At 70.4% G+C, this 19,383-nt stretch carries 24 protein-coding genes and 1 tRNA gene; 9 read left to right on the forward strand and 16 right to left on the reverse strand.

The features are described from left to right. Positions 1-183 precede the first annotated feature (183 nt). The 3 genes from CYQ11_RS14685 to CYQ11_RS14695 all read left to right on the forward strand — a co-directional run bounded on the left by CYQ11_RS14685 (position 184) and on the right by CYQ11_RS14695 (position 4,313). Positions 184-2,472: a (Fe-S)-binding protein gene (locus CYQ11_RS14685; protein WP_099200077.1), complete on the forward strand. Its 2,289-nt coding sequence runs from the start codon at positions 184-186 to the stop codon at positions 2,470-2,472. A gap of 222 nt (positions 2,473-2,694) precedes the next feature. After that, the gene (locus CYQ11_RS14690; protein ID WP_099200076.1) at positions 2,695-3,216 is read left to right on the forward strand and encodes a MarR family winged helix-turn-helix transcriptional regulator; all 522 of its coding nucleotides are present in this window, start codon (positions 2,695-2,697) and stop codon (positions 3,214-3,216) included. Between the two features lie 47 nt (positions 3,217-3,263). After that, positions 3,264-4,313 (forward strand): Yip1 family protein, encoded by a 1,050-nt coding sequence (locus CYQ11_RS14695; RefSeq protein ID WP_099200075.1) that lies wholly within the window; start codon positions 3,264-3,266, stop codon positions 4,311-4,313. Positions 4,314-4,387: 74 nt separating this feature from the next. On the opposite strand, the gene CYQ11_RS14700 is transcribed toward CYQ11_RS14695, so the two are convergent. The 3 genes from CYQ11_RS14700 to CYQ11_RS14710 all read right to left on the reverse strand — a co-directional run bounded on the left by CYQ11_RS14700 (position 4,388) and on the right by CYQ11_RS14710 (position 5,722). Then, complete coding sequence (locus tag CYQ11_RS14700; protein WP_099200074.1) at positions 4,388-4,885, reverse strand: phosphoribosyltransferase; 498 nt, start codon at positions 4,883-4,885, stop codon at positions 4,388-4,390. Between the two features lie 21 nt (positions 4,886-4,906). Beyond that, complete coding sequence (gene dcd / locus CYQ11_RS14705) at positions 4,907-5,482, reverse strand: dCTP deaminase (RefSeq protein WP_099200073.1); 576 nt, start codon at positions 5,480-5,482, stop codon at positions 4,907-4,909. A gap of 75 nt (positions 5,483-5,557) precedes the next feature. Continuing rightward, on the reverse strand, positions 5,558-5,722 hold the full coding sequence (locus CYQ11_RS14710; protein WP_240003464.1) for a hypothetical protein: 165 nt from the start codon (positions 5,720-5,722) through the stop codon (positions 5,558-5,560). Positions 5,723-5,980: 258 nt separating this feature from the next. Between CYQ11_RS14710 and CYQ11_RS14715 the strand changes: the two genes are divergently transcribed. After that, positions 5,981-6,051, forward strand: a tRNA-Gly gene (locus tag CYQ11_RS14715). 330 nt (positions 6,052-6,381) lie between these two features. After that, the gene (locus CYQ11_RS14720; RefSeq protein ID WP_099200072.1) at positions 6,382-6,645 is read left to right on the forward strand and encodes a hypothetical protein; all 264 of its coding nucleotides are present in this window, start codon (positions 6,382-6,384) and stop codon (positions 6,643-6,645) included. A gap of 110 nt (positions 6,646-6,755) precedes the next feature. Here CYQ11_RS14720 and CYQ11_RS14725 read toward each other — a convergent pair whose 3' ends face one another. Further along, positions 6,756-7,037, reverse strand: a complete 282-nt coding sequence (locus CYQ11_RS14725) for an SCO5918 family protein (RefSeq protein ID WP_099200071.1) — start codon at positions 7,035-7,037, stop codon at positions 6,756-6,758. 307 nt (positions 7,038-7,344) lie between these two features. Continuing rightward, a complete protein-coding gene (locus CYQ11_RS14730; RefSeq protein ID WP_010986199.1) occupies positions 7,345-7,548 on the reverse strand; it encodes a cold-shock protein in 204 nt (67 codons plus the stop codon). Between the two features lie 441 nt (positions 7,549-7,989). Here CYQ11_RS14730 and CYQ11_RS14735 point away from each other — a divergent pair, with 441 nt between their 5' ends. After that, positions 7,990-8,337 carry a MerR family transcriptional regulator gene (locus CYQ11_RS14735; RefSeq protein WP_099200070.1) on the forward strand — a complete coding sequence of 116 codons (348 nt, stop codon included), beginning with the start codon at positions 7,990-7,992 and terminating at the stop codon, positions 8,335-8,337. A gap of 9 nt (positions 8,338-8,346) precedes the next feature. On the opposite strand, the gene lepB is transcribed toward CYQ11_RS14735, so the two are convergent. From lepB to CYQ11_RS14765, 6 genes are all read right to left on the reverse strand, one after another. After that, on the reverse strand, positions 8,347-9,216 hold the full coding sequence (gene lepB / locus CYQ11_RS14740; protein WP_424154029.1) for a signal peptidase I: 870 nt from the start codon (positions 9,214-9,216) through the stop codon (positions 8,347-8,349). Between the two features lie 305 nt (positions 9,217-9,521). Further along, positions 9,522-10,202, reverse strand: a complete 681-nt coding sequence (locus CYQ11_RS14745; RefSeq protein WP_099200068.1) for a nucleotidyl transferase AbiEii/AbiGii toxin family protein — start codon at positions 10,200-10,202, stop codon at positions 9,522-9,524. Between the two features lie 94 nt (positions 10,203-10,296). Next, positions 10,297-10,941: a hypothetical protein gene (locus CYQ11_RS14750; RefSeq protein WP_240003463.1), complete on the reverse strand. Its 645-nt coding sequence runs from the start codon at positions 10,939-10,941 to the stop codon at positions 10,297-10,299. 98 nt (positions 10,942-11,039) lie between these two features. Further along, positions 11,040-13,142, reverse strand: coding sequence for a zinc metalloprotease (locus tag CYQ11_RS14755; protein WP_240003462.1), 2,103 nt, complete (start codon positions 13,140-13,142; stop codon positions 11,040-11,042). A gap of 97 nt (positions 13,143-13,239) precedes the next feature. Continuing rightward, positions 13,240-13,458 (reverse strand): hypothetical protein, encoded by a 219-nt coding sequence (locus CYQ11_RS14760; protein ID WP_099200067.1) that lies wholly within the window; start codon positions 13,456-13,458, stop codon positions 13,240-13,242. A 100-nt stretch (positions 13,459-13,558) separates the two neighbouring features. After that, complete coding sequence (locus CYQ11_RS14765) at positions 13,559-13,774, reverse strand: hypothetical protein (RefSeq protein WP_099200066.1); 216 nt, start codon at positions 13,772-13,774, stop codon at positions 13,559-13,561. 275 nt (positions 13,775-14,049) lie between these two features. Here CYQ11_RS14765 and CYQ11_RS14770 point away from each other — a divergent pair, with 275 nt between their 5' ends. Both CYQ11_RS14770 and CYQ11_RS14775 read left to right on the forward strand, forming a co-directional pair. Further along, on the forward strand, positions 14,050-14,475 hold the full coding sequence (locus CYQ11_RS14770; protein WP_099200065.1) for a helix-turn-helix domain-containing protein: 426 nt from the start codon (positions 14,050-14,052) through the stop codon (positions 14,473-14,475). Between the two features lie 219 nt (positions 14,476-14,694). Then, positions 14,695-14,895 carry a hypothetical protein gene (locus CYQ11_RS14775; protein ID WP_240003461.1) on the forward strand — a complete coding sequence of 67 codons (201 nt, stop codon included), beginning with the start codon at positions 14,695-14,697 and terminating at the stop codon, positions 14,893-14,895. 93 nt (positions 14,896-14,988) lie between these two features. Here CYQ11_RS14775 and CYQ11_RS14780 read toward each other — a convergent pair whose 3' ends face one another. The 3 genes from CYQ11_RS14780 to CYQ11_RS14790 form a co-directional block, all read right to left on the reverse strand. After that, positions 14,989-15,417, reverse strand: a complete 429-nt coding sequence (locus CYQ11_RS14780) for a rodlin (protein WP_099200063.1) — start codon at positions 15,415-15,417, stop codon at positions 14,989-14,991. A 218-nt stretch (positions 15,418-15,635) separates the two neighbouring features. Beyond that, positions 15,636-16,055, reverse strand: a complete 420-nt coding sequence (locus tag CYQ11_RS14785; protein WP_099200062.1) for a rodlin — start codon at positions 16,053-16,055, stop codon at positions 15,636-15,638. Positions 16,056-16,181: 126 nt separating this feature from the next. Then, on the reverse strand, positions 16,182-16,463 hold the full coding sequence (locus CYQ11_RS14790; RefSeq protein WP_146104687.1) for a hypothetical protein: 282 nt from the start codon (positions 16,461-16,463) through the stop codon (positions 16,182-16,184). 367 nt (positions 16,464-16,830) lie between these two features. Here CYQ11_RS14790 and CYQ11_RS14795 point away from each other — a divergent pair, with 367 nt between their 5' ends. Further along, positions 16,831-17,427, forward strand: a complete 597-nt coding sequence (locus CYQ11_RS14795; protein ID WP_099200060.1) for a TetR/AcrR family transcriptional regulator — start codon at positions 16,831-16,833, stop codon at positions 17,425-17,427. 211 nt (positions 17,428-17,638) lie between these two features. Here CYQ11_RS14795 and CYQ11_RS14800 read toward each other — a convergent pair whose 3' ends face one another. Together CYQ11_RS14800 and CYQ11_RS14805 are read right to left on the reverse strand one after the other, a co-directional pair. Then, complete coding sequence (locus CYQ11_RS14800; protein WP_099200059.1) at positions 17,639-18,340, reverse strand: ScbR family autoregulator-binding transcription factor; 702 nt, start codon at positions 18,338-18,340, stop codon at positions 17,639-17,641. Between the two features lie 189 nt (positions 18,341-18,529). After that, positions 18,530-19,303, reverse strand: a complete 774-nt coding sequence (locus CYQ11_RS14805; protein WP_099200058.1) for a glucose 1-dehydrogenase — start codon at positions 19,301-19,303, stop codon at positions 18,530-18,532. Positions 19,304-19,383 lie beyond the last annotated feature (80 nt).

The raw sequence follows: 19,383 nt of genomic DNA on the forward strand, positions 1-19,383 counted from the left end.
GCCGAAGAGGGAGGTCGGACGGCGCCCACGCGGCGCATCGGTGAGGCTGCCCTGAGCGACACAGATCACCGGCGGTGCGCCTATATCGCGCGCGCGAGAGTGAGTAGTCTCGTACGGACTGGATAAGTTACCCATTGGTAATCCCGCATCATCCCGCTCACACGCAGGCCCGAGGAGCCACCCATGCAACTCGCCGCGATCATCGTGTCGCTGGTCCTAATCGCGGTCGGCGTCGCGCTGTTCGGCCGTGCCATCCTGCAGATCTACCGCTTCGTACGGCTGGGCCAGCCTGTACCGGCCGGTACCCGCACCGACGACCCCGCCGGACGCACGGTCACGGTGGCCAAGGAGTTCCTCGGCCACACCCGGATGAACCGCTGGGGCGTCGTCGGCGTGGCGCACTGGTTCGTGGCGGTGGGCTTCTTCTCGCTCCTGCTGACGATCGTCAACGCCATCGGGCAGCTCTTCAAGGCCGACTGGCTCCTGCCGGTCATCGGCGAGTGGGCCCCGTACAACGTCTTCGTCGAGTTCCTCGGCACGATGACCGCGCTCGGCATCCTGACCCTCATCGTCATCCGGCAGCTGAACCGGCCGGACAAGCCGGGCCGCAAGTCCCGCTTCGCCGGCTCCAACACCGGGCAGGCGTACTTCGTCGAGTCCGTCATCCTCATCGTCGGCGTCTGCATCTTCATGCTGCACGCGCTCGAAGGCGCCCAGCACCACGTGGACGGCTACGAGGCCTCGTTCTTCATCTCGTACCCGGTCGTCTCGTGGCTGGAGGGAGTGGACACCTCCACGCTCCAGAACCTCACCTACTTCTTCGCCGGGCTGAAGATCGCGACGTCCTTCATCTGGATGATCACGGTCTCGCTGAAGACCGACATGGGTGTGGCCTGGCACCGTTTCCTGGCCTTCCCGAACATCTGGTTCAAGCGCGAGGCGAGCGGCGACGTGGCGCTGGGCGCCCTGCAGCCCATGACGAGCGGCGGCAAGCCGATCGACTTCGAGGACCCGGGCGAGGACGACGTCTTCGGCGTCTCGAAGGTCGAGGAGTTCTCCTGGAAGGGCATCCTCGACTTCTCCACCTGCACCGAGTGCGGCCGCTGCCAGTCGCAGTGCCCCGCCTGGAACACCGGCAAGCCTCTGTCGCCCAAGCTGCTGATCATGACGCTGCGCGACCACGCGCACGCCAAGGCCCCCTACCTGCTGGCGGGCGGCGGCAAGGACGCCGAGGGCAACGAGAAGGCGACCGAGGAGCAGCTGAAGGACGTCCCGGCGGCGGCGCTCGCCGAGGCCGAGCGCCCGCTGATCGGGACGCTGGAGGAGAACGGCGTCATCGACCCGGACGTGCTGTGGTCGTGCACCACCTGCGGCGCGTGCGTGGAGCAGTGCCCCGTCGACATCGAGCACGTCGACCACATCGTCGACATGCGCCGCTACCAGGTGATGATCGAGTCCAGCTTCCCCTCCGAGGCGGGCACGATGCTCAAGAACCTGGAGAAGAAGGGCAACCCCTGGGGCCTGGCGAAGAAGCAGCGCCTGGCGTGGACCAAGGAGGTCGACTTCGAGGTCCCGGTCGTCGGCAAGGACATCGAGGACCTCACCGAGGTCGAGTACCTCTACTGGGTCGGCTGCGCCGGCGCCCTGGAGGACCGCGCCAAGAAGACCACCAAGGCCTTCGCGGAGCTGCTCCACATGGCGGGCGTGAAGTTCGCCATCATGGGCGGCGACGAGAACTGCACCGGTGACTCGGCCCGCCGCCTGGGCAACGAGTTCCTCTTCCAGCAGCTCGGCCAGCAGAACGTCGAGATGCTGAACATGGCGTTCGGCGAGGATGCGGACGAGGGCGTCAAGGTCGAGAAGGCGAAGAAGAAGATCGTCGCGACCTGCCCCCACTGCTTCAACACGATCGCGAACGAGTACCCGCAGCTCGGTGGCGAGTACGAGGTCATCCACCACACGCAGCTGCTGCAGCACCTCGTCGACGAGGGCAAGCTCGTCCCCGTCACCCCGGTCGAGGGTCTGATCACGTATCACGACCCCTGCTACCTGGGCCGCCACAACAAGGTCTACACGCCGCCGCGCGAGATCATCGCCAAGGTGCCGGGCCTGCGGAACGAGGAGATGCACCGCCACAAGGAGCGCGGCTTCTGCTGCGGCGCCGGCGGCGCGCGCATGTGGATGGAGGAGCGCATCGGCAAGCGCATCAACAACGAGCGCGTGGACGAGGCCCTGTCCCTCAACCCGGACATCGTCTCCACCGCCTGCCCGTTCTGCCTCGTCATGCTGACCGATTCGGTCAACGGCAAGAAGAACGACGGCAAGGCCAAGGAGTCCATCCAGGTCGTGGACGTCGCCCAGCTGCTGCTGGAGTCGGTCAAGACGCCGGCCGCGCCGGAGAACGGCGACGACGGCGACGGGGACGGCGAGCCGGCGGACGCGCCGAAGCCGGACCCCGAGCCGGTGAAGTAACGCCGGACACCTCCCGACGCACCAGGCCGGGCCCCGCGAACCGTCGCGGGGCCCGGCCTTCGTCATGGGGGCTCGCGGCCGCGCAGGGGCTCGCGGCCGTGCGCGGGCGCCCCTGGCCGCGCAGTCGCCCGTGACCGAACACCCGGCCTGTGGCCGACAAACGCCCTGGTGACGGCCAATACACTTGAACTCAAGCAAGGTTGAGGTCGTAGCGTCGTCCTCATGACCACGGAGACGCAGCCCCAGACCCAGTCCCGGACGACGACCAACCCGGCCGACCCGAACACCCCCACCGACTTCGCTTCCCTGGCGGCCCAACCCATCGGCTACTGGTCATGGATCGCCCACACCGCCGTCCTCCGCCACCTCCGCGGCGCCATGGCCCGCGTCGACATCGCCCAGCCCCAGTGGTGGGTCCTCAACCAGGTCGACCGCGCCGCCGAGGCCGGACTGACGCGGGAACAGATACGCGACAACCTCCGCCTCGTGCTCGACGTCGGCGCGGACACGATCGTCCAGGCGACCGACGGCCTCCTCGCCCGCGGCTGGCTCACCGACGACGCCGAGGGCTTCCTGCACCTGACGGACGCCGGACGCGAGGCCAAGGCGCGCACCAAGGAGGTCGTCGACCGGGTGCGCGCCGAGGTGCACGCGGGCATCACGGACGAGGAGTACGTGGCGGCGCTGAAGGTCCTTCAGCGGATGGTCTCCAACGTCGGCGGCATCGGCGCGCTCACCATCTAGCACCCGCGCCCCTTGCGCCCCGCCGACCCGGAGCTTTCCCCTAAGGGATGTCACAGCTCGGCCGCAAGGCGGGCCCGCCCACCGCCGCCCGGCTCCGGTACCCGCCGGGAGCGGGTACGTTCGAGGGCGTGGCTGGATTCAGGATGGGACGCGGACGGGACCCGCAGGGTGCCGGGCCCGCGCGGCAAGGACAACAGCAGGCGCCCTACGGCGGGTCGGGCGCGCCCGGGCACCCCGGCGCGCCCGCAGGCGGCTACGGCGGCGGGCCCCAGCAGTGGGGGCACCAGCCGGGCGGGTACGACGAGCCGGAGTACCTCGGCGGCGGAGCGCCCCAGCAGCCCGGCTACGGCCAGCAGGGCCAGCACGGCCGGCCCGGTCCGTACGGGCAGCCCGCGCAGTACGGGCAGCCCTACGGCGGCGGTGCGCCGGCCGGCGGCCCCGCCCCGTACCCCGGCGACCCCGGCCAGACCCAGCAGTTCAGCCTCGGCGAGGCACCGGACGCGTACGACCCCTACGGCGACGGGGGCGGCCACACCGCGCCCGCCCCGCCCCCGGGGCCCCGGCTGCACTGGAAGGAGCTGCTGAGCGGCATCGTGCTGCGCCCGAACGACACCTTCTGGCGGATGCGGGACCACCAGATGTGGGCGCCGGCGCTGATCGTCACCTTCGTCTACGGCCTGCTGGCGGTCTTCGGCTTCGACAAGGCCCGCAAGGACGTGCTGGGCGCCTCCCTCGCGGACGTCCTGCCGGCGGTGCTGGTCACCGGCGTGATCATGGTGGTCGCCGGGCTTATCCTCGGCGCGGTCACCCACACCCTCGCCCGCCAGCTCGGCGGCGACGGCATATGGCAGCCGACCGTCGGCCTGTCGATGCTGATCATGTCGATCAGCGACGCGCCCCGCCTGCTCTTCGCGATGTTCCTGGGCGGCGACAGCACGCTCGTGCAAGTGCTCGGCTGGGCCACCTGGCTCGCGGGCGGCGTGCTGCTGACGTCCATGGTGAGCAAGTCGCACGACCTGCCCTGGCCCCGGGCGCTGGGGGCGTCGGCCATCCAGCTCGTCGCGCTGCTGTCGCTCATCAAGCTCGGCACGCTGTAGCGCTCCGGCCACGCGAAAGCCCTGGTCCCCACCACGAGGGTGGGGACCAGGGCTTTTCGTGTCAGGGGCGGCGATCAGGCGTCGAGGATCTGGCCCTCGCGCCGGACGACCGGCGGCTCGACGGACCACGGGAAGTTGATCCAGTCGTCCGTGCGCTTCCAGACGTACTCGCACTTCACCAGCGACTGCGGCTTCTCGTAGATGACCGCGCTGCGCACCTCGGCGACGTGGTCGAGGCAGAAGTCGTGCACGAGCTTGAGCGTCTTGCCCGTGTCGGCGACGTCGTCCGCGATCAGGACCTTCTTGTTGGAGAAGTCGATCGCGTTGGGGACGGGCGCCAGCATGACCGGCATCTCCAGGGTGGAGCCCACGCCGGTGTAGAACTCGACGTTCACCAGGTGGATGTTCTTGCAGTCCAGGGCGTAGGCGAGACCGCCGGCGACGAAGACGCCGCCCCGCGCGATGGACAGGATGATGTCCGGCTCGTAGCCGTCGTCCGCGATGGTCTGCGCCAGCTCACGGATGGCCTGCCCGAAGATCGGGTAGGTCAGGTTCTCGCGGATCTCACTCACTGTTGCTCTTCGCCTTGCTGCTCAGACCTGGGTGCGGTGGAAATTCTGGAAGGAACGCGAGGGCGTCGGCCCGCGCTGGCCCTGGTAGCGGGAGCCGTGCTTCTCCGAACCGTAGGGGTGCTCGACGGGAGAGCTCAGCCGGAACATGCACAGCTGGCCGATCTTCATCCCCGGCCACAGCTTGATCGGCAGCGTGGCCATGTTCGACAGCTCCAGCGTCACGTGCCCCGAGAAGCCCGGGTCGATGAAGCCGGCCGTCGAGTGCGTCAGCAGACCGAGCCGGCCGAGGCTGGACTTGCCCTCCAGCCGCGAGGCGACGTCGTCGGGGAGCGTGATCACCTCGTACGTGGAGGCCAGCACGAACTCGCCGGGGTGCAGGATGAACGCCTCGTCGCCTTCCGGCTCCACCAGCCGCGTGAGGTCCGCCTGCTCGACCGCGGGGTCGATGTGCGGGTACCGGTGGTTCTCGAACACCCTGAAGTAGCGGTCCAGCCGCACATCGATGCTCGACGGCTGCACCATCGATTCGTCGTACGGGTCGATCCGCACGCGGCCGGCGTCGATCTCGGCCCGGATGTCCTTGTCTGAGAGAAGCACGCATCGAGGATACGCGGAGAAGCCGGACAACCTGACAACGCGGGCCCGGCCCCCCGGGCCGGGCCCGCGCCGGGCTCATCGCTTCGTGAGATCAACCGGCACGGAATGCCGCAGACGGGCACAGCGCGGGCAGCGCAGCAGCCGCCCGGGGCCGATCCGGCCGGCGCCGAGGTGCTGCATCGGGAACGAAGCGGTGCTGAACACGTGCCCTTCGGCACAACGAACGACGGTGCGCTCCATCGAGCTCCCTTTCCCCATGAACGTGAAGAACAAAAGCCACATTAGGGGATGTATCAGACCGACTTGAAGGCGGCACCCCGACAGCCCCCGGAGGTTTGCCGCGCCCCCACGGTACGCCCCAACTCCCGCCCCCCGCGCACCCGTCCCCATCCCCCGCACACCCCCCTCACACGACGAGAAGGCCACCACGGCAAGTGCACCGGGGGCCTTCGATGGGGTAGAGTGTGCGACGATGCGAAGCCTCAAGGGGCTCCGCGCGCGGGCGTAGTTTAATGGTAGAACATGAGCTTCCCAAGCTCAGAGCGCGAGTTCGATTCTCGTCGCCCGCTCTTGCAGAAGGCCTCAGGTCACGGACCTGAGGCCTTCTTCGTATGCCCGCGCACGCCCCGCGCCACCGCCCACCCGCTGCCGCCGGAGACCCGGCAGGGGGAACTGGTCGCCCGCGTCCAGGCGTTCGTCCGGCAGCACCCGCCCGATCCGCAGTCGCCCCCAGCCGGTCGCCGCGTTCCCAGAGGCTGGGGAAGGCGTAACGCCCGGCCTCGGCCCGCGCCCTCCCGCGGTGCGGGACCCGCCTCCGGGCGGGCACACTGGGCATGTGGGCCAGTTCGCCGGACCGCGGGGCTCGCCGCCGTCCCGGGGCGCCCTGCCGAGGAGGTGCCATGGAGGCCCAGCAGCAGCTGCCCGACGCCGGTCACGCCGACGTCCGCGTCGTCGCGGCGACGCCCGAGGTCGCCCGCAAGGTCGCGGAGGTGCTGCGCCGCTGCTTCGCCGCGACCGAACAGCGCAGCTATCCGGCCGGAGCCGAAGGCGGCACCCGTCTCCACTTCACGGTGGACACCACCCGCGCAGCGGAACCGGCGCGGTCCTGGCTGGCGGCCAGCCAGTCGGCGTTCGACGAGCCCCCCGAAGCGGACGGTCCCTGAGGGGGACCCCAAGGGAACGCCCCGCTCCGGCCAGGGGGCCGCCCCGGCCGTTCGCCAGGCACGTCCGCGGCTTCGGCGGCAGCCTGGGGCCGTGGGCCGGCCTCCGTGGGTCAGAGCAGCGGCTCGGGCCACCCGCCGGGCTCCGGGGAGCTCGCCGCGGGGGCGGTCAGGCAGTCGAAGCCGAGGCGGCTCAGCGCCCTGGTCACCTCGCCCGCGGTGAAGTCCCGGCGGTCCTGCCGCGTGATCACTTCGCCGACCTGCTTGACGGGGTAGGTACGGCCATCGATGACCGCACAGGGACCGACGGCGGCCTCCGGCTCGACGCCGGTCATCAGCTGCTCGACCTCACCCTTGACGAAGTCGAAGGGGAAGTGGGCGATTACGCAACGCATGGTGCCTCACAGACGGGGTCGGAGGGGATCGGTGCCGGAGCGGTTCGTGCGGCGGGACCACCCGGGGACCTGGGCCGGGACGTCCCGGCCGGAGGTCCCTCAAGCCGGCTCCGGCTCGGCGAACCACGCGAGGATTCGCAAGGACGGGTCGAAATAAATATCAAGCGAATGCGCCCTCGACAACGCCTCCGGCACGCACGCTCCGGGAATTCTCCGGAAAAATCAGCCGGACGCGTGGCGGGGGCGGAAAAACGAGCGCTGGGGCCCGCACCCGAAGGTGCCGGCCCCAGCGCTGCATGTTTCAGCCTCAGGCGGGAACGATGTTCTCGGCCTGCGGGCCCTTCTGGCCCTGCGTGACGTCGAAGGTCACCTTCTGGCCCTCCTGGAGCTCACGGAAGCCCTGGGTGGCGATGTTCGAGTAGTGGGCGAAGACGTCGGCGCCGCCGCCGTCCTGCTCGATGAAGCCGAAGCCCTTTTCAGCGTTGAACCACTTCACGGTGCCGGTAGCCATAATTTTCTCCTTCGGGGAAATACCCATGGGCCCACAGGGAGCGGGCCTCGCGTCGCCGCGATGATTGCCCCACCCGGAGAATTCCGGTAACACAAAGTGCTTCACCGGTGGGAAACCGGTGGAAGCACTTGAAGATTTTGGGAACCACAACTGCAACTGATATCGACACTAGCACGACTCATACAGCACCGCCTAGGCATTTCTCGTCCGGTTGACGATGGGCGAGAAAATCGGCGGCGGCCCGCCCCCTGTTTCTGTCACCGCGGGATGAGATATTTGTTTTTCGATATCCCCGGCCCGTTTCCCCGGCCGCCCCGCACCCCGCGACCCGCACCCCCGCCACGCCCCTGCGCGCGGCGCCCGCGCGCCCCGAAAGCTACGGTGGCCGCGATAGACATGCTCCGCCGCCAGCCGATAAGGTCCCCCCGACGAAGGGTGCGCATGGCTCCAGAAGCCCGACCGAACGCCGCCGACAACCTCGACGACGACGACTACCCCGCCTACACCATGGGCCGTGCCGCTGAGATGATCGGCACGACGCCCGCCTTCCTGCGCGCCCTGGGCGAGGCCCGGCTCATCACTCCGCTGAGATCCGGCGGCGGCCACCGCCGCTACTCGCGCTACCAGCTGCGCATCGCCGCCCGCGCGCGCGAGCTCGTCGACCAGGGCACCCCGATCGAGGCCGCCTGCCGCATCATCATCCTTGAGGACCAGCTCGAGGAAGCCCTGCGGCTCAACGAGGAACTGCGCCGGCGCGAGGACCGGCCGGAGGACCCGGCCGGCTCCTGACGGCGGGGCTCACCCCTGGCGCTCGGCCTTCCCGACCAGCCTGCGCCGGCGCCAGAGGACCAGCGGGAGCGCGCCCGCGAGGCCCAGGGCCGGCGGGGCAGCCGCCGCGGCGGCGTTCAGGCCCGGCTGGTCGAAGGTGCCCGGGACGGGGAGGGTCGACCAGCGGTCGAGGGGCCAGGCCACCACGATCGCGCGGCCGACGACCTCGTCCTCCGAGACCGTGCCGCCGTCGATGTTCTGGTGCCAGCGCGAGTCCATCGAGTCCTGGCGGTGGTCGCCCATCACCCAGATCCGGCCCTTGGGCACCGTGATCGGCCCGAAGGGCTTGTCGCCGCAGGGCGTGTTCCCCGGGAAGATGTGGCCGCTCTCGCGCAGCGACTTGCCGTTGACCACGACCGGCTCGTTGTCGCCCTTGCACTCGACGGTGTCGCCGCCGACCGCGATGACCCGCTTGATCAGGTCCTGCTCGTCCGCCGAGGGCATCAGGCCGATGAAGCTGAGGACCTTCTGCACGGCGTTCTGCTGCTTGGTGTCCTCGTCCAGCCAGCCGCCCGGGTCGTGGAAGACGACGACCTCACCGCGCTGCGGCTTCGAGCCGAACCACGGGGTCAGCTTGTCCACCAGCACCCGGTCGCCCCGCTGGAGCGTGTTCTGCATCGAGTCGGAGGGGATGGAGAACGCCTGCACCAGGAAGGACTTGATGAGCAGCGCGAGGATCAGGGCGACGCCGATGAGGATCGGCAGCTCCTTCCACAAAGGGCGCTGCTGTTTGCGTCTGACCTTGCCGTCGTCCTGTCCGGGGGTCTCCGTCTCCCCGGCGTGGGCGTCCTCCACCGGCGCCCCGCCGTCCCCGGCCGTCCCCGCGGTGCCGTCGGGCAACCGCTCGGGCTCCTGGCCGCCGGACCGTGCACCAACCGTCGAGTCCCCCACATCCGCTCCTCACGCGTTTCGCTGATTCGTGCACACACTATTCGGTGTGGCATACGGCCGCTCTAAGCGCCGAACCCGGACGGAAACGACAGGAGGGGGCCCGGCTCGTTCCTCACGGACGGCCAGGACGGGGGTGACGGCCGAAGACGCCGCCGGCAAGACCAGGGCGGCACAGACGAGTTGCGCCTCGACGCCGGGCAGGAGGCCGCCGGACGATGGGGTGACGGTCCGCCACCCACGGGGGACGGGGCCGCCTACTCCTCGTCCTCGTACGGCGCCTCTTCCAGGAGCCGCTCCCCGATGTCGTCCGCCCACTCCTGCGCCCAGCGGCGCAGGCCGGCGATCTGCTCCTCGTCCAGGCCGTAGGCGGCGAACTCGCGGTCGTCGGTCCACTCGGCGCCGTCGAGCCGGGCCCGCAGCTCGCCGAGGTCGAACGCGTCTCCCGCGTGAGCGCGCCCCAGTTCCTCGACCTCCACGCGCGACCACCGGCCGGAGGCGAAGGCCGCGTGCACGTCGACGAGGTCACGGGGGTAGCCACGGGCGGCGAGGGCCCGCACCTTGGTGCCGACGACGTCGTCGAGGGCCAGGACCGGTCCGTACGCGGTCTGCAGCGGCGGGTGCGCCATCGTCTCCTTGAAGACGTCGACCTCGCACTCCGCGCCCGTCGGGGCCTCGGTGACCACCATGCGCGCCGAGAGGGGCGTGGTCTCGACCGCTCGGACCCGCCAGCTCCGTTCGGTCAGGCCGCGTTGCAGGGCCGCCGCGATGCCCTCCATCGGCGCCGGGGACTCGGTGGCGAGGTCGAGGTCCTCGCTGAAGCGGTCCACCAGCCCGTGGGCCTGCACCGCGTACCCGCCCGTGAGGACGAGCGGGTACGGGGAGCCGATCGCCACGACGTCGGCGAGCAGCCTCTGCTGCAGACCTGTGATCTTCACGCGGCGGCGGGCTTCCTCGCGGGGAGGGCCTTCTCGGTCGGCATGCCCACGATTATCCCGGCTCCGCCCGGCCCCGGCCCGCGGCCGTCGGCCGTCAGTGCGCGGGCCAGCCGTCCAGGTGGCGGTGGACCGTCACCGACGGCCGGGTGTGCGGCGCCGTGCCCGCCGTCATGGACGAGGGCTGGGCCAGCAGGGCCGTGACCTCGGCGGCCAGGGCGTCGGCCCTGCGCTTGAGGTCGGCGGCGGGGAGGCGGGAGGAGCCCAGCGCGTCCAGGCGGCGGTGGATGTCGGCGAGCCGGCGCTGGGCCGTCGGGGTGAGCCGCGTGGGCTTCGGGGTGGAGACGACGAACTGGTACGCGCCCGCCAGGGTCTGGCAGCCGGTGCAGTGCTCGTTGCGGGCCCGGCCGTTGTTGATCGCGTTGAGGCGGACGTGGTCGCCGGCCAGCGTGACGACCTGGAAGGACAGGGCCACCGAGCGGCAGGCGTCGTCCGCGGTGCAGCCGGCGGACGTGGCGATGGCCTGGTTGCCGACGCGGGCGGCGGTGACGGAGCCGAGCTGGTGGACGGCGAAGCTGTCGTCGTACGCGACGTGGTGGTGGGGGTTGGCCACGGTCCGCACGTCGTCGTGGGTGACGGCGATGCCCTCGGCGGCCTGGGCGGGGCCGCCGGTGGCGGCTGTGGCGATGCCGGCGGCCAGCAGTCCGATGCGTAGGAAGTGACGGGAGAGAAAGGGGTTCACGAAACGTCTCCTCAAGGAGTCATGGGTTCGACGGGTGTGGTGAGTCACCTGAGCGGTGGTGTGACGGACGGGCCCGGTGTCCGGGCGGCCGTCGTCGCTCAGGGCGTCGCGGCCGGGCTCGCCGGCGGCGCGGTCGGCGCCGGGGCGGTGGTGGCTGCGGGCGGCGCGGTGGTGGCCGGGGGCGTGGCAGCCGGAGGCGTCGCCGGCGCGGGCGACGGGGCCGACGTCGTGGTGGCGGGCTCCGGCTTGGGCGTGGAGGGCGGCAGGACGGGCGGCTTGGCCGGCGGTCCCGCGGGCGGGAGCACGACGGGCGCGGGGGCCGTCGTGGGCTTCGGGCCGGGCGCGGCCGCGGGCCCGCCCGCCGGGGCCGCCGGGGGCCCGGCGGTGACCGCCGGGGCCGGGGTCGGCATCCCGGGGCGGGGCGGCGGGGTGCGCCACGGCAGCGGGGAGACCGCGGGCACCGAGCCCCCGGGGCTCCACACGCCGGGCACCTGGCTTCTGGCCGGGTCTCGCCCGGGCAGCTCCGGGTGGGCGGGCTCGGGCGGGGGCAGGGTGGGCACGTGGGGCTGGAGGATCGGCGCGAGGGGCGGCTTCGGGGGCAGCGGCTTGGGCGTGACGCCGCTGGACCAGGCGAAGCCCAGCGTCGTGGCCACGGCCGCCACCCCCAGCAGCAGGCCGATCCGCAGCCGCGGCCGGCCGGCGGTGGCGCGCAGGGCGTTGCGGCCCAGTCGGCCGCTGAGCCGGATGGACAGGTAGGTCATGCCGGCCAGCGGGCAGATGAGCATGAGGCTGCCGAGCACGCCGGCCAGCCCGCTCAGCACCTCGCCGTCGGCGAACGCCTCATAGGTGCCGACGAGTTGCTGGGCGAGCGAGCGCACTCCGGTGGCGACCAGGCGGGGCAGGTTCCACAGGGCGTAGGCCAGCTCGGCGGCCAGCAGCGGCACCATGGTCACCACCCAGGTGGTGACGACGACGCGCGTCCTGCGCTTGAGGTCCGCGACGGCCGGGTCGGTCCGCCGGCCGGGGACCATGCTCAGCAGGATCGGCTTGATCTTGCCGTAGAGGTCCGGCACCCCGGCGAGGTCGCCGAGGATGAAGTAGCCGTCCAGCCGGACGGCGGGCATCAGCTGTTCCAGCACCTCGAAGTGGCCGAGGTAGACGGCGCAGAGCAGGAAGGGCTGGCCGGTCACGAAGTACGCGCCGGTCAGCAGCAGCATGAAGACGACGTTGAAGTAGACGCCGCCGAGGTCGGTGCGCAGCCGGCCGGCGCGGCCGATGCGGTAGACGTCGGTGACGTCGGTGTACATGGACGGCCAGATCAGGAAGATCCCGCAGCCGATGCAGCCCGGATGGGCGCCGTCGTATCTGCACGCCGAGGCGTGCCCGAACTCGTGGAAGACGAGCGAGGCGACGGTGATGCCGAAGACGACCAGCAGCAGGAGCGGCTGGTCGAGGACGTTGAGCACGGGCGTCATGGCGCCGTGGAAGCCGAAGAGCCACACGTCCATGGCGACGGCGAGGGCGAGGACGCCCGCGACCACCGGCGGCCGGTGCAGCCAGGCCAGCGAACGGGCGATGACGGCCACCCGGCGCTCGTTGAAGATGACGCGGTGGCCCTTGAGGCCGAGCAGCAGGTCCGAGCGGGGGCCCTGGACCTCGTCGCTCTCCTGCCCGGGCGGCACGGTGACGCCGAGGGGTTCCAGCTTGTTCTCGACGAGGTAGGCGACGTTCTCGCCGCTGACCTCGCGTCCGAAGCCGGCGCTGACCTCGCGGGCGACGGCGCGCATGTCCCGGGTGCCGTCGACGGCCGAGGCGACCAGGTGGAGCAGCCGGGAGAGCTGCACCACCTGGCCGTCGCCGCGGCGCGCGATGTACTTCGGTTCGGTGAACCCGGACCCCTGGTACTCCCCGTGCAGGCGCAGGCCCGCGCTGAGCCGTGGGACGACGGCTGCCGCGTCGGGCTCCGGGCCCGGCACCGCCTGTTCCAGCAGGGGCAGACGCAGGGTGTCGGCCTCCCCCTCCGCGTACGCCTCCGGTTCGGCGTACGGAAAGCCCCCGGGTCCCGGCACGGGGGCGCCGGCGTCCCCTGTCCGGACGCCGGCGCACGCGGTGTCTCCCGGCGTGCCCGTGCCGAGCGTGGCGGTCTCGCCGGTCGTGCGATGGCGGCTGCGGCCGGCCTCGTGGTCTCCGACCACCGTCATCTGGTTCCTCCCCCTCGACGAGACCGCTCGGTGTTCCCCCCTTGCCGGCGGGCCGCGCCTTCCCCTGGAGCGCGGCCCGCCGAGTGTGCGGGCCGGGTTACTGCTTGATGGAGATGGACTGCGTGGCCTCGGACTGCGCGACGGCGAACGGCGAGGAGTCGTTGACGGCCAGCGACTCGTTGTGCGCCGAGACGTTGGCGATGTGCTTGGTGACGTTGGTGGTGCGGGTGAAGCTGAACTTCAGCTTGCCCAGGGCCTCGCGGCCGGGAAGCAGTTCGGCGGACTCGGCGTCGAGCTCACTCGGGTTCATGCTCATGGCTGTGCCTTTCGGTCTGAGGTGTGCGAGGTGGCGGATACCGGCGGGCGGACGCCCCGCGTACGGGGCGGGGGCGCCGCGCCGGCGACGGTGACCGCTCCTACTGCTGGATGGAGATCGACTGGCCGGCGGCCGACTGGGCCACGGCGTCGGGCGAGCACACGTTGAGCGCCGTCGAGGAGTTGTGCGCCGCCACGTTGGCCACGTGCTTGGTGACGTTGGTGGTGCGGGTGAAGCTGAACTTCAGCTTGCCGAGCGCCTCGCGGCCGGGAAGCAGTTCGGCCGACTCGGCTTCGAGCTCATGGGCGTCGAGCATGGTGGTCCCCCTCCGGGATGTGGCCCGCGTGACGTCCGCTCGTGTGGAACCGTCGGGTTCGACGCGGTTACCCCACGCGGGTGATGACGAAAGTCGCCCTCGGACACAGGCAGGACCCCCCGGCCCCTGTCCGATGCGGTTGGACTTGCTGTCCAACGAGATTGGACACTAGTGGCGTCCGTCGGCACCGCGCAAGCGGTTCCGGCGGACCGCCCCCGTAGAATCGGTTCCACCCGAGCGGGCCCGAGCCAGCCGAGAGCAGGAAGCGACCGTCAGTGGCCAACGCACTGCAAGAGATCATCAGACAGCGCCTGGAGCGGCAGGGGTGGTCCTACGGGGAGGTCGCTCGCAGGGGCGGCATCCCGCGCTCGACCGTGCACCACCTGGCCACGACCGACCGCCTGGTGCGCATGCCGCAGCCGGCCACGCTCGAAGGCCTCTCCCGCGGGCTCGACCTCCCGCTGGACACCGTGCGCCGGGCCGCCGCCGAGACCTGCGGCATCCACCTCTACCCCACGACGGAGGACGCCCCGGCGACGCGGCCGGACCCGGACCCGGAGGTCGACCTGCTGATCGCCAGCGTCCAGCGGCTCTCCACCGACGACCGCCGGCACGTGGCCGCCCTGGTGGAGTCGCTCCTGGGACGGGCCCCCGGGAGCCCTCCGGCCGTGGAGCACGAGAGTCACCCGAAAGAGTCCTGAACTCGCTGTTTGAACACGGTCGTTCATACTCGGACGCCCCGTCACCACCTCCGGTTCCGGCAGCGGTTGAATCCGGTGAATATTCCTCTCCGGGCCCAGGACCACGCCTCTTCCCGGCTATCGTCTCGACCTGCCCGAAGCCAGGGGGAATGAGTGCTCGTTGTCAGTGGTGGCTCGACGTCCCACGCCGTTGTCCGGGGTCACACCGGGGAGTCCGTGGTGCTGCTCTCGGGTGAACTGCCCGAAGTGCTGACCGACCGGAGCGTCGCCGAGCTGCTCGACCTGGCGGCGGCGGTGCTGACCGGCGAGGAGATGGCCATGTTCCGCGAGTGCCTGCGCGCGCTGCGCCGCGGCGAGCGGCTGGGCCACCGCCGGGTGGAGGTCGGCGGCGCCGTCCTCACCGTCTACTACGAGGGTTGACCTCCGCCCTCGGGTGCGCACCGCGCACACGGAGCCGCCCCCGGGATCGCCGGGGGCGGCTCCTTGGGTTCCGGCGGCGTGAACCGGCCGGGGTTACGGGTGGCCGTGCCCGAGACCGCCGAACAGGTCGTCGCCGTTGCCGGATCCGTTGCCCGAGATGATCGGGATGTCGTCGAGGATGTGCGACAACGGGTCGTCGCCGTCGTTGATCGTCGAGTTCTCGGTGCACTGCTGCTGCTGCTGCGAGGACAGGATCGGCACGTCCTGGATGCCGATGTTGAGCAGGCCGATCAGCGACTGGACGCCCAGCTTGCCGATGGCGATGCACGGCTTGTTCAGCGAGCCGTTGATCAGACCCATCTGCGGGCTCATGTAGCCGCCGGTCCAGGTGTTCCCGTACATCTGGCCGGCACCGTTCGCGTTGGCGACGTCCTGGCTGTCACCCGCCGCGAGGGCGGGTCCAGCGGTGGCGCTGACGGCGGAGAACGCCAGCGCGGCCGTGGCCACTACCTTTTTGATCACAATGGTTCCTTCGCTTCGGGTCGACGAATTGCAAGAACTAATCAACTAACCCGGAAGCCGTCCCGAAGGTTATCGGGATTCATTCTTTTGGCCGCACCGGCGGCGATATCAAATAATTAAACAGCGCGGGAGCGGGGGCGGCGGACATGCGGATCCCCCCGCAGCGGGTCCCGCACACCCGCCGCAGGGGGACTTGTCCGACTGCTCGGTCCGTCCGGTCAGTGACCGGGGCCGCCGAAGAGGGGCCCCGCGTTGCCCGAGCCGTTGCCCGAGAGGATCGGGATCTCGTCGAGGATGTGCGACAGCGGGTCGTCCCCGTCGTTGATCGTCGAGTTGTCGGTGCACTGCTGCTGCTGCTGCGACGTAAGGATCGGCACGTCCTGCAGGCCGATGTTGAGGGCGCCGATCAGCGACTGGATGCCAAGCTTGCCGATGGCGATGCAGGGCTTGTTCAGCGAGCCTTGGATGAGGCTCATCTGCGGGCTTTCCTTGCCGTCGGTGTGCGTGTTCCCGTAACCGGTCTTGGCACCGTTGGCGTTCAGGACGTCCTGCTCGTTGTCGATGGCCATCGCAGGAGCGGCGATGGCGCCGACCGCGGAAGCCGTCACCGCGGCAGTGGCGAGTACCTTCTTGAACACGTCTATTGCCTTTCGATCGAGTAGCGCCCCCACTGAGAAAGCGTTCTGAATAACTCCGGCCCAAACAGGAGGTTCCGGGCTTTCACTCATTCGAGCCAGTGGGGGACCATCGTCGATCAAAAGCAATTATCGCGTGTTTCGGCGATAAGAAAAAATGCTGGTCAGGGTGACGTAGCGGTACTGGCCGCCGCGCTCGCTGCGCAGTTCCCCCCGCTCTATCAGATGGGCGATCGTCCATGGGGACAGCCCGAGCATGGACGCGGCGGTCCGCACGGGGACGCTCAGCCCCTCGAAGACCGCCGGCACGGGTTCCACCGCGGCGTCGGTCTCCGGCAGGACGTCGGTCCCATGGAAGTCGTGTGCGGCGTAGGCGTAGTAGTCGATTGCAGCAGCAACGTGTCGTGCCATGTCGACGCCCACCATCCCCTCGGTCAGGTTCGCATTTACGTACTTGCCACCAGGCCAGTCAGCTCAGCGGGAAGGTTATGCACCCCCTAACCGGGCGTCAAGTATGGTTTTCACTTGCTTGACGCCCGGTTAGATACCGTTGAACGACGATCGGGGGTACGAAACCGGCCGTGCGCTGGGGCGATGGGCGCGGCGCGGCGGGTGCGCTGGTGCGAACCAAGGGCGCCCCAGCGGCGGAAAGCGAGGCGTCCGCGCGCTGGTCGCCGTTTTCCGCACCGCGATCTCTCCCCCTAACGTGTCCGGGAGCGCGGCCCGTTACTTACCTGCCGACGGGCTAGTCAGCAAGAGAAAGCAGGAGTGTGAGCCCATGGCCAGCAGCCCCCAGGCGCGCAAGAGCGACACGCGTGAGCGCATCCAGAAGACGGCCCTGGACCTCTTCGTCTCACGCGGCTACGACAAGACGTCGCTGCGGGAGATCGCCGAGGAGCTCGGGGTGACCAAGGCGGCGCTGTACTACCACTTCAAGACGAAGGAGGACATTCTCGGCGCGCTGTCGGACCAGCTGGGCCGGCCCGTGGACGACCTCATCGCCTGGGCCAGGGAACAGCCGGTGACCCTGGAGACCAAGCGGGAGCTGCTGCGCCGCTACAGCACGGCCCTGCGGGACGCGGCCCCGATCTACCACGTCTTCCAGGAGAACCAGGCGACGCTGCGCGAGCTGAGCATCGGCGAGGCCCTGCAGGAGCGGCTGGTGGCGGTCACCGCGCTGCTCCAGGCCGGCACGGACCGGTCGCCGGACGCGCAGGTGCGCTTCTCAAGCGCGATGCTGACCGTGCACTTCGGCGCGTTCACCCTGAACGGGCTGGCCGGGGAGGCCGAGGAGAAGCGTGAGGCGCTGCTGCGGGTCGCGCTGGAGATCCTCGACTCCACCGACGACGCCCGTGGGGAGGAGCCGGTCAAATAGGCGGCTCATCCGATGTCAGCCATGAGGGCGCACTCCGCGGGTGCGCCGGGACCCGGGCGGGGAGGCCGGGACTGCGCGTGCTCGGCGCGGAACGCGTGGCGCGGGCGGCGGTATTTGGTTGCAGTTGCCATCCTTCCAAACCGCCAGGTCGGTTTGATGGAGGATCATCCGACGGTAGTCCGCCGGGAATCGGCGGCTTCGCGCGGGAGGCTCAGACCCCGGCCGGGGTGACGAGCCGCGTCGCGTCGGCCTCGGCGGAGTCGACGCGGGCCTTCTCGATTTCGGCCAGCGCCCTGGCGCCCCGGCCGGGCGAGATGTCGAGCCGCGCCAGCACGGAGGGCACGGCCACGCTCGGCATCAGGTGCTCGTAGAGCACGATGGCCCGGCGTTCGAGGTCGGCACGTTGGTTGACCACCTGCGACATGGTGTTGATGCCCGCGTAGGCGCCGACGATCAGCTCGGCGGTGTCGGACGGCACCACGTGCGGCAGGACCTCCCCGCGCTCCTTGCCCTCGACGAGCACCTGGGTGCTCAGGTCGGTCCAGCCGATGAAGGGCGTGCTGCGGTGGAGGCTCGTCCCGCCGTGCTCCAGCGTGAGGCGCACGCTGCCGCGCAGGAGGGGGTCCTGGAGGAGCCGGTGGGCGAAGATCAGGCCCATGTCGACGAGTTCCTGCATCTTGGAGAGCACCGGCCGCTCGCCCGGCTCGGGAATGGCCGGAAGCTGCGCATCGATGACGGCCAGCGCCAGCTCTTCCTTGGAGGCGAAGTGGAAATACAGCGCCCCCTTGGTCACCTCGGCACGCGCGAGGATCTCCGTAATGGTGGCGGCGTCGTAACCTCGCTCGTCGAACACCACCGCGGCCGCTTCGAGAATGGACTGGCGAGTCCTGATCGCACGGTCCTGCTTTGCCACGGTTAGCCTCCGGTTCAACTGATCACTGCGCCGCCCCCCTGGCGGCGAGGGGCGACGCTTCGCTGCAAGCGCCACATCGCCCCCCGAAATCAAACCGGCGAGTCCGTATTCTATCAAGTACGACCGAGCAATCTGGCGCAATTCACACCATGTGAACTGGCGTTCACCGTTCGCACGGGGAATCGAACGTCAGACGATAGTGAATCCTCCGTCCACCGGCATCGTCAGACCGGTGACAAAAGAGGCACGATCGCTCAGCAGCCAGGCGGCGGCCTCGGCGATCTCCTCCGGCTCGGCCGTCCTCGGCTGCGGCGTCGCCGCGTGCAGGGCGGCCTCGATGCCGGGGTTCTGCGCGAACCAGTCCGCGACGACCTCGCTGCGCGTGGTGCCGGGCGCCACGGAGTTGACCCGGATGCCACTGGCCGCGTACTCGGCGGCCGCGGCCTTCGTCAGGCCGATGACGGCGTGCTTGGAGGCCACGTAGGGCGCGGCGACGGGCGTCGCCAACAGCCCGCCCACGCTGCTGTTGTTGACGATCGAGCCGCCCTTGCCCGAGTCGAGCATGGCCGCGATCTCGTCGCGCAGGCAGTTCCACACGCCCCGCGCGTTGGTGTCCATGATGCGGTCGTAGACGTCGTCGTCCATCAGGTGCAGCGGCGTGCGGCCCTCGCCCCAGCCGGCGTTGTTGAAGGCGCAGTCCAGGCGCCCGTAGCGCGCCACCGCGAAGTCCACCGCCCGCTTGGTGTCCTCGCGCCGGGCCACGTCCGCCACCACGTACGCCGCCTCGCCGCCCCGGCCGGTCAACTCGGCGACCAGCTCGCGCAGCCGGTCCTCGCGCCGGGCCGCCAGCACGACCGTGGCCCCTTCGCGACTGAAAACCCGGGCGGCCGCGGCACCGATGCCGCTGCTGGCGCCCGTGATCAGCGCTATCTTGCCCTGCAGAATGCCGTTCTCGGCGGTCATGTGCGGGATTCCCCCTCGTCGTCGGCAATGGAAAACAGGTGGGAGCACCGGCGGACGGCACCGCCGGAAGCACCCTGCCG

The sequence above is a fragment of the Streptomyces cinnamoneus genome, from assembly GCF_002939475.1.
Lineage (GTDB): Bacteria > Actinomycetota > Actinomycetes > Streptomycetales > Streptomycetaceae > Streptomyces > Streptomyces cinnamoneus_A.

What these genes read in the sequence shown, in the direction of transcription:
- CYQ11_RS14685 (WP_099200077.1), top strand. Translation starts at nt 184, where the DNA reads ATGCAACTCGCCGCGATCATCGTGTCGCTGGTCCTAATCGCGGTCGGC.
- CYQ11_RS14690 (WP_099200076.1), top strand. Translation starts at nt 2,695, where the DNA reads ATGACCACGGAGACGCAGCCCCAGACCCAGTCCCGGACGACGACCAAC.
- CYQ11_RS14695 (WP_099200075.1), top strand. Translation starts at nt 3,264, where the DNA reads ATGTCACAGCTCGGCCGCAAGGCGGGCCCGCCCACCGCCGCCCGGCTC.
- CYQ11_RS14710 (WP_240003464.1), bottom strand. Translation starts at nt 5,722, where the DNA reads ATGGAGCGCACCGTCGTTCGTTGTGCCGAAGGGCACGTGTTCAGCACC.
- CYQ11_RS14720 (WP_099200072.1), top strand. Translation starts at nt 6,382, where the DNA reads ATGGAGGCCCAGCAGCAGCTGCCCGACGCCGGTCACGCCGACGTCCGC.
- CYQ11_RS14725 (WP_099200071.1), bottom strand. Translation starts at nt 7,037, where the DNA reads ATGCGTTGCGTAATCGCCCACTTCCCCTTCGACTTCGTCAAGGGTGAG.
- CYQ11_RS14730 (WP_010986199.1), bottom strand. Translation starts at nt 7,548, where the DNA reads ATGGCTACCGGCACCGTGAAGTGGTTCAACGCTGAAAAGGGCTTCGGC.
- CYQ11_RS14735 (WP_099200070.1), top strand. Translation starts at nt 7,990, where the DNA reads ATGGCTCCAGAAGCCCGACCGAACGCCGCCGACAACCTCGACGACGAC.
- CYQ11_RS14755 (WP_240003462.1), bottom strand. Translation starts at nt 13,142, where the DNA reads ATGACGGTGGTCGGAGACCACGAGGCCGGCCGCAGCCGCCATCGCACG.
- CYQ11_RS14760 (WP_099200067.1), bottom strand. Translation starts at nt 13,458, where the DNA reads ATGAGCATGAACCCGAGTGAGCTCGACGCCGAGTCCGCCGAACTGCTT.
- CYQ11_RS14765 (WP_099200066.1), bottom strand. Translation starts at nt 13,774, where the DNA reads ATGCTCGACGCCCATGAGCTCGAAGCCGAGTCGGCCGAACTGCTTCCC.
- CYQ11_RS14790 (WP_146104687.1), bottom strand. Translation starts at nt 16,463, where the DNA reads ATGGCACGACACGTTGCTGCTGCAATCGACTACTACGCCTACGCCGCA.
- CYQ11_RS14795 (WP_099200060.1), top strand. Translation starts at nt 16,831, where the DNA reads ATGGCCAGCAGCCCCCAGGCGCGCAAGAGCGACACGCGTGAGCGCATC.
- CYQ11_RS14805 (WP_099200058.1), bottom strand. Translation starts at nt 19,303, where the DNA reads ATGACCGCCGAGAACGGCATTCTGCAGGGCAAGATAGCGCTGATCACG.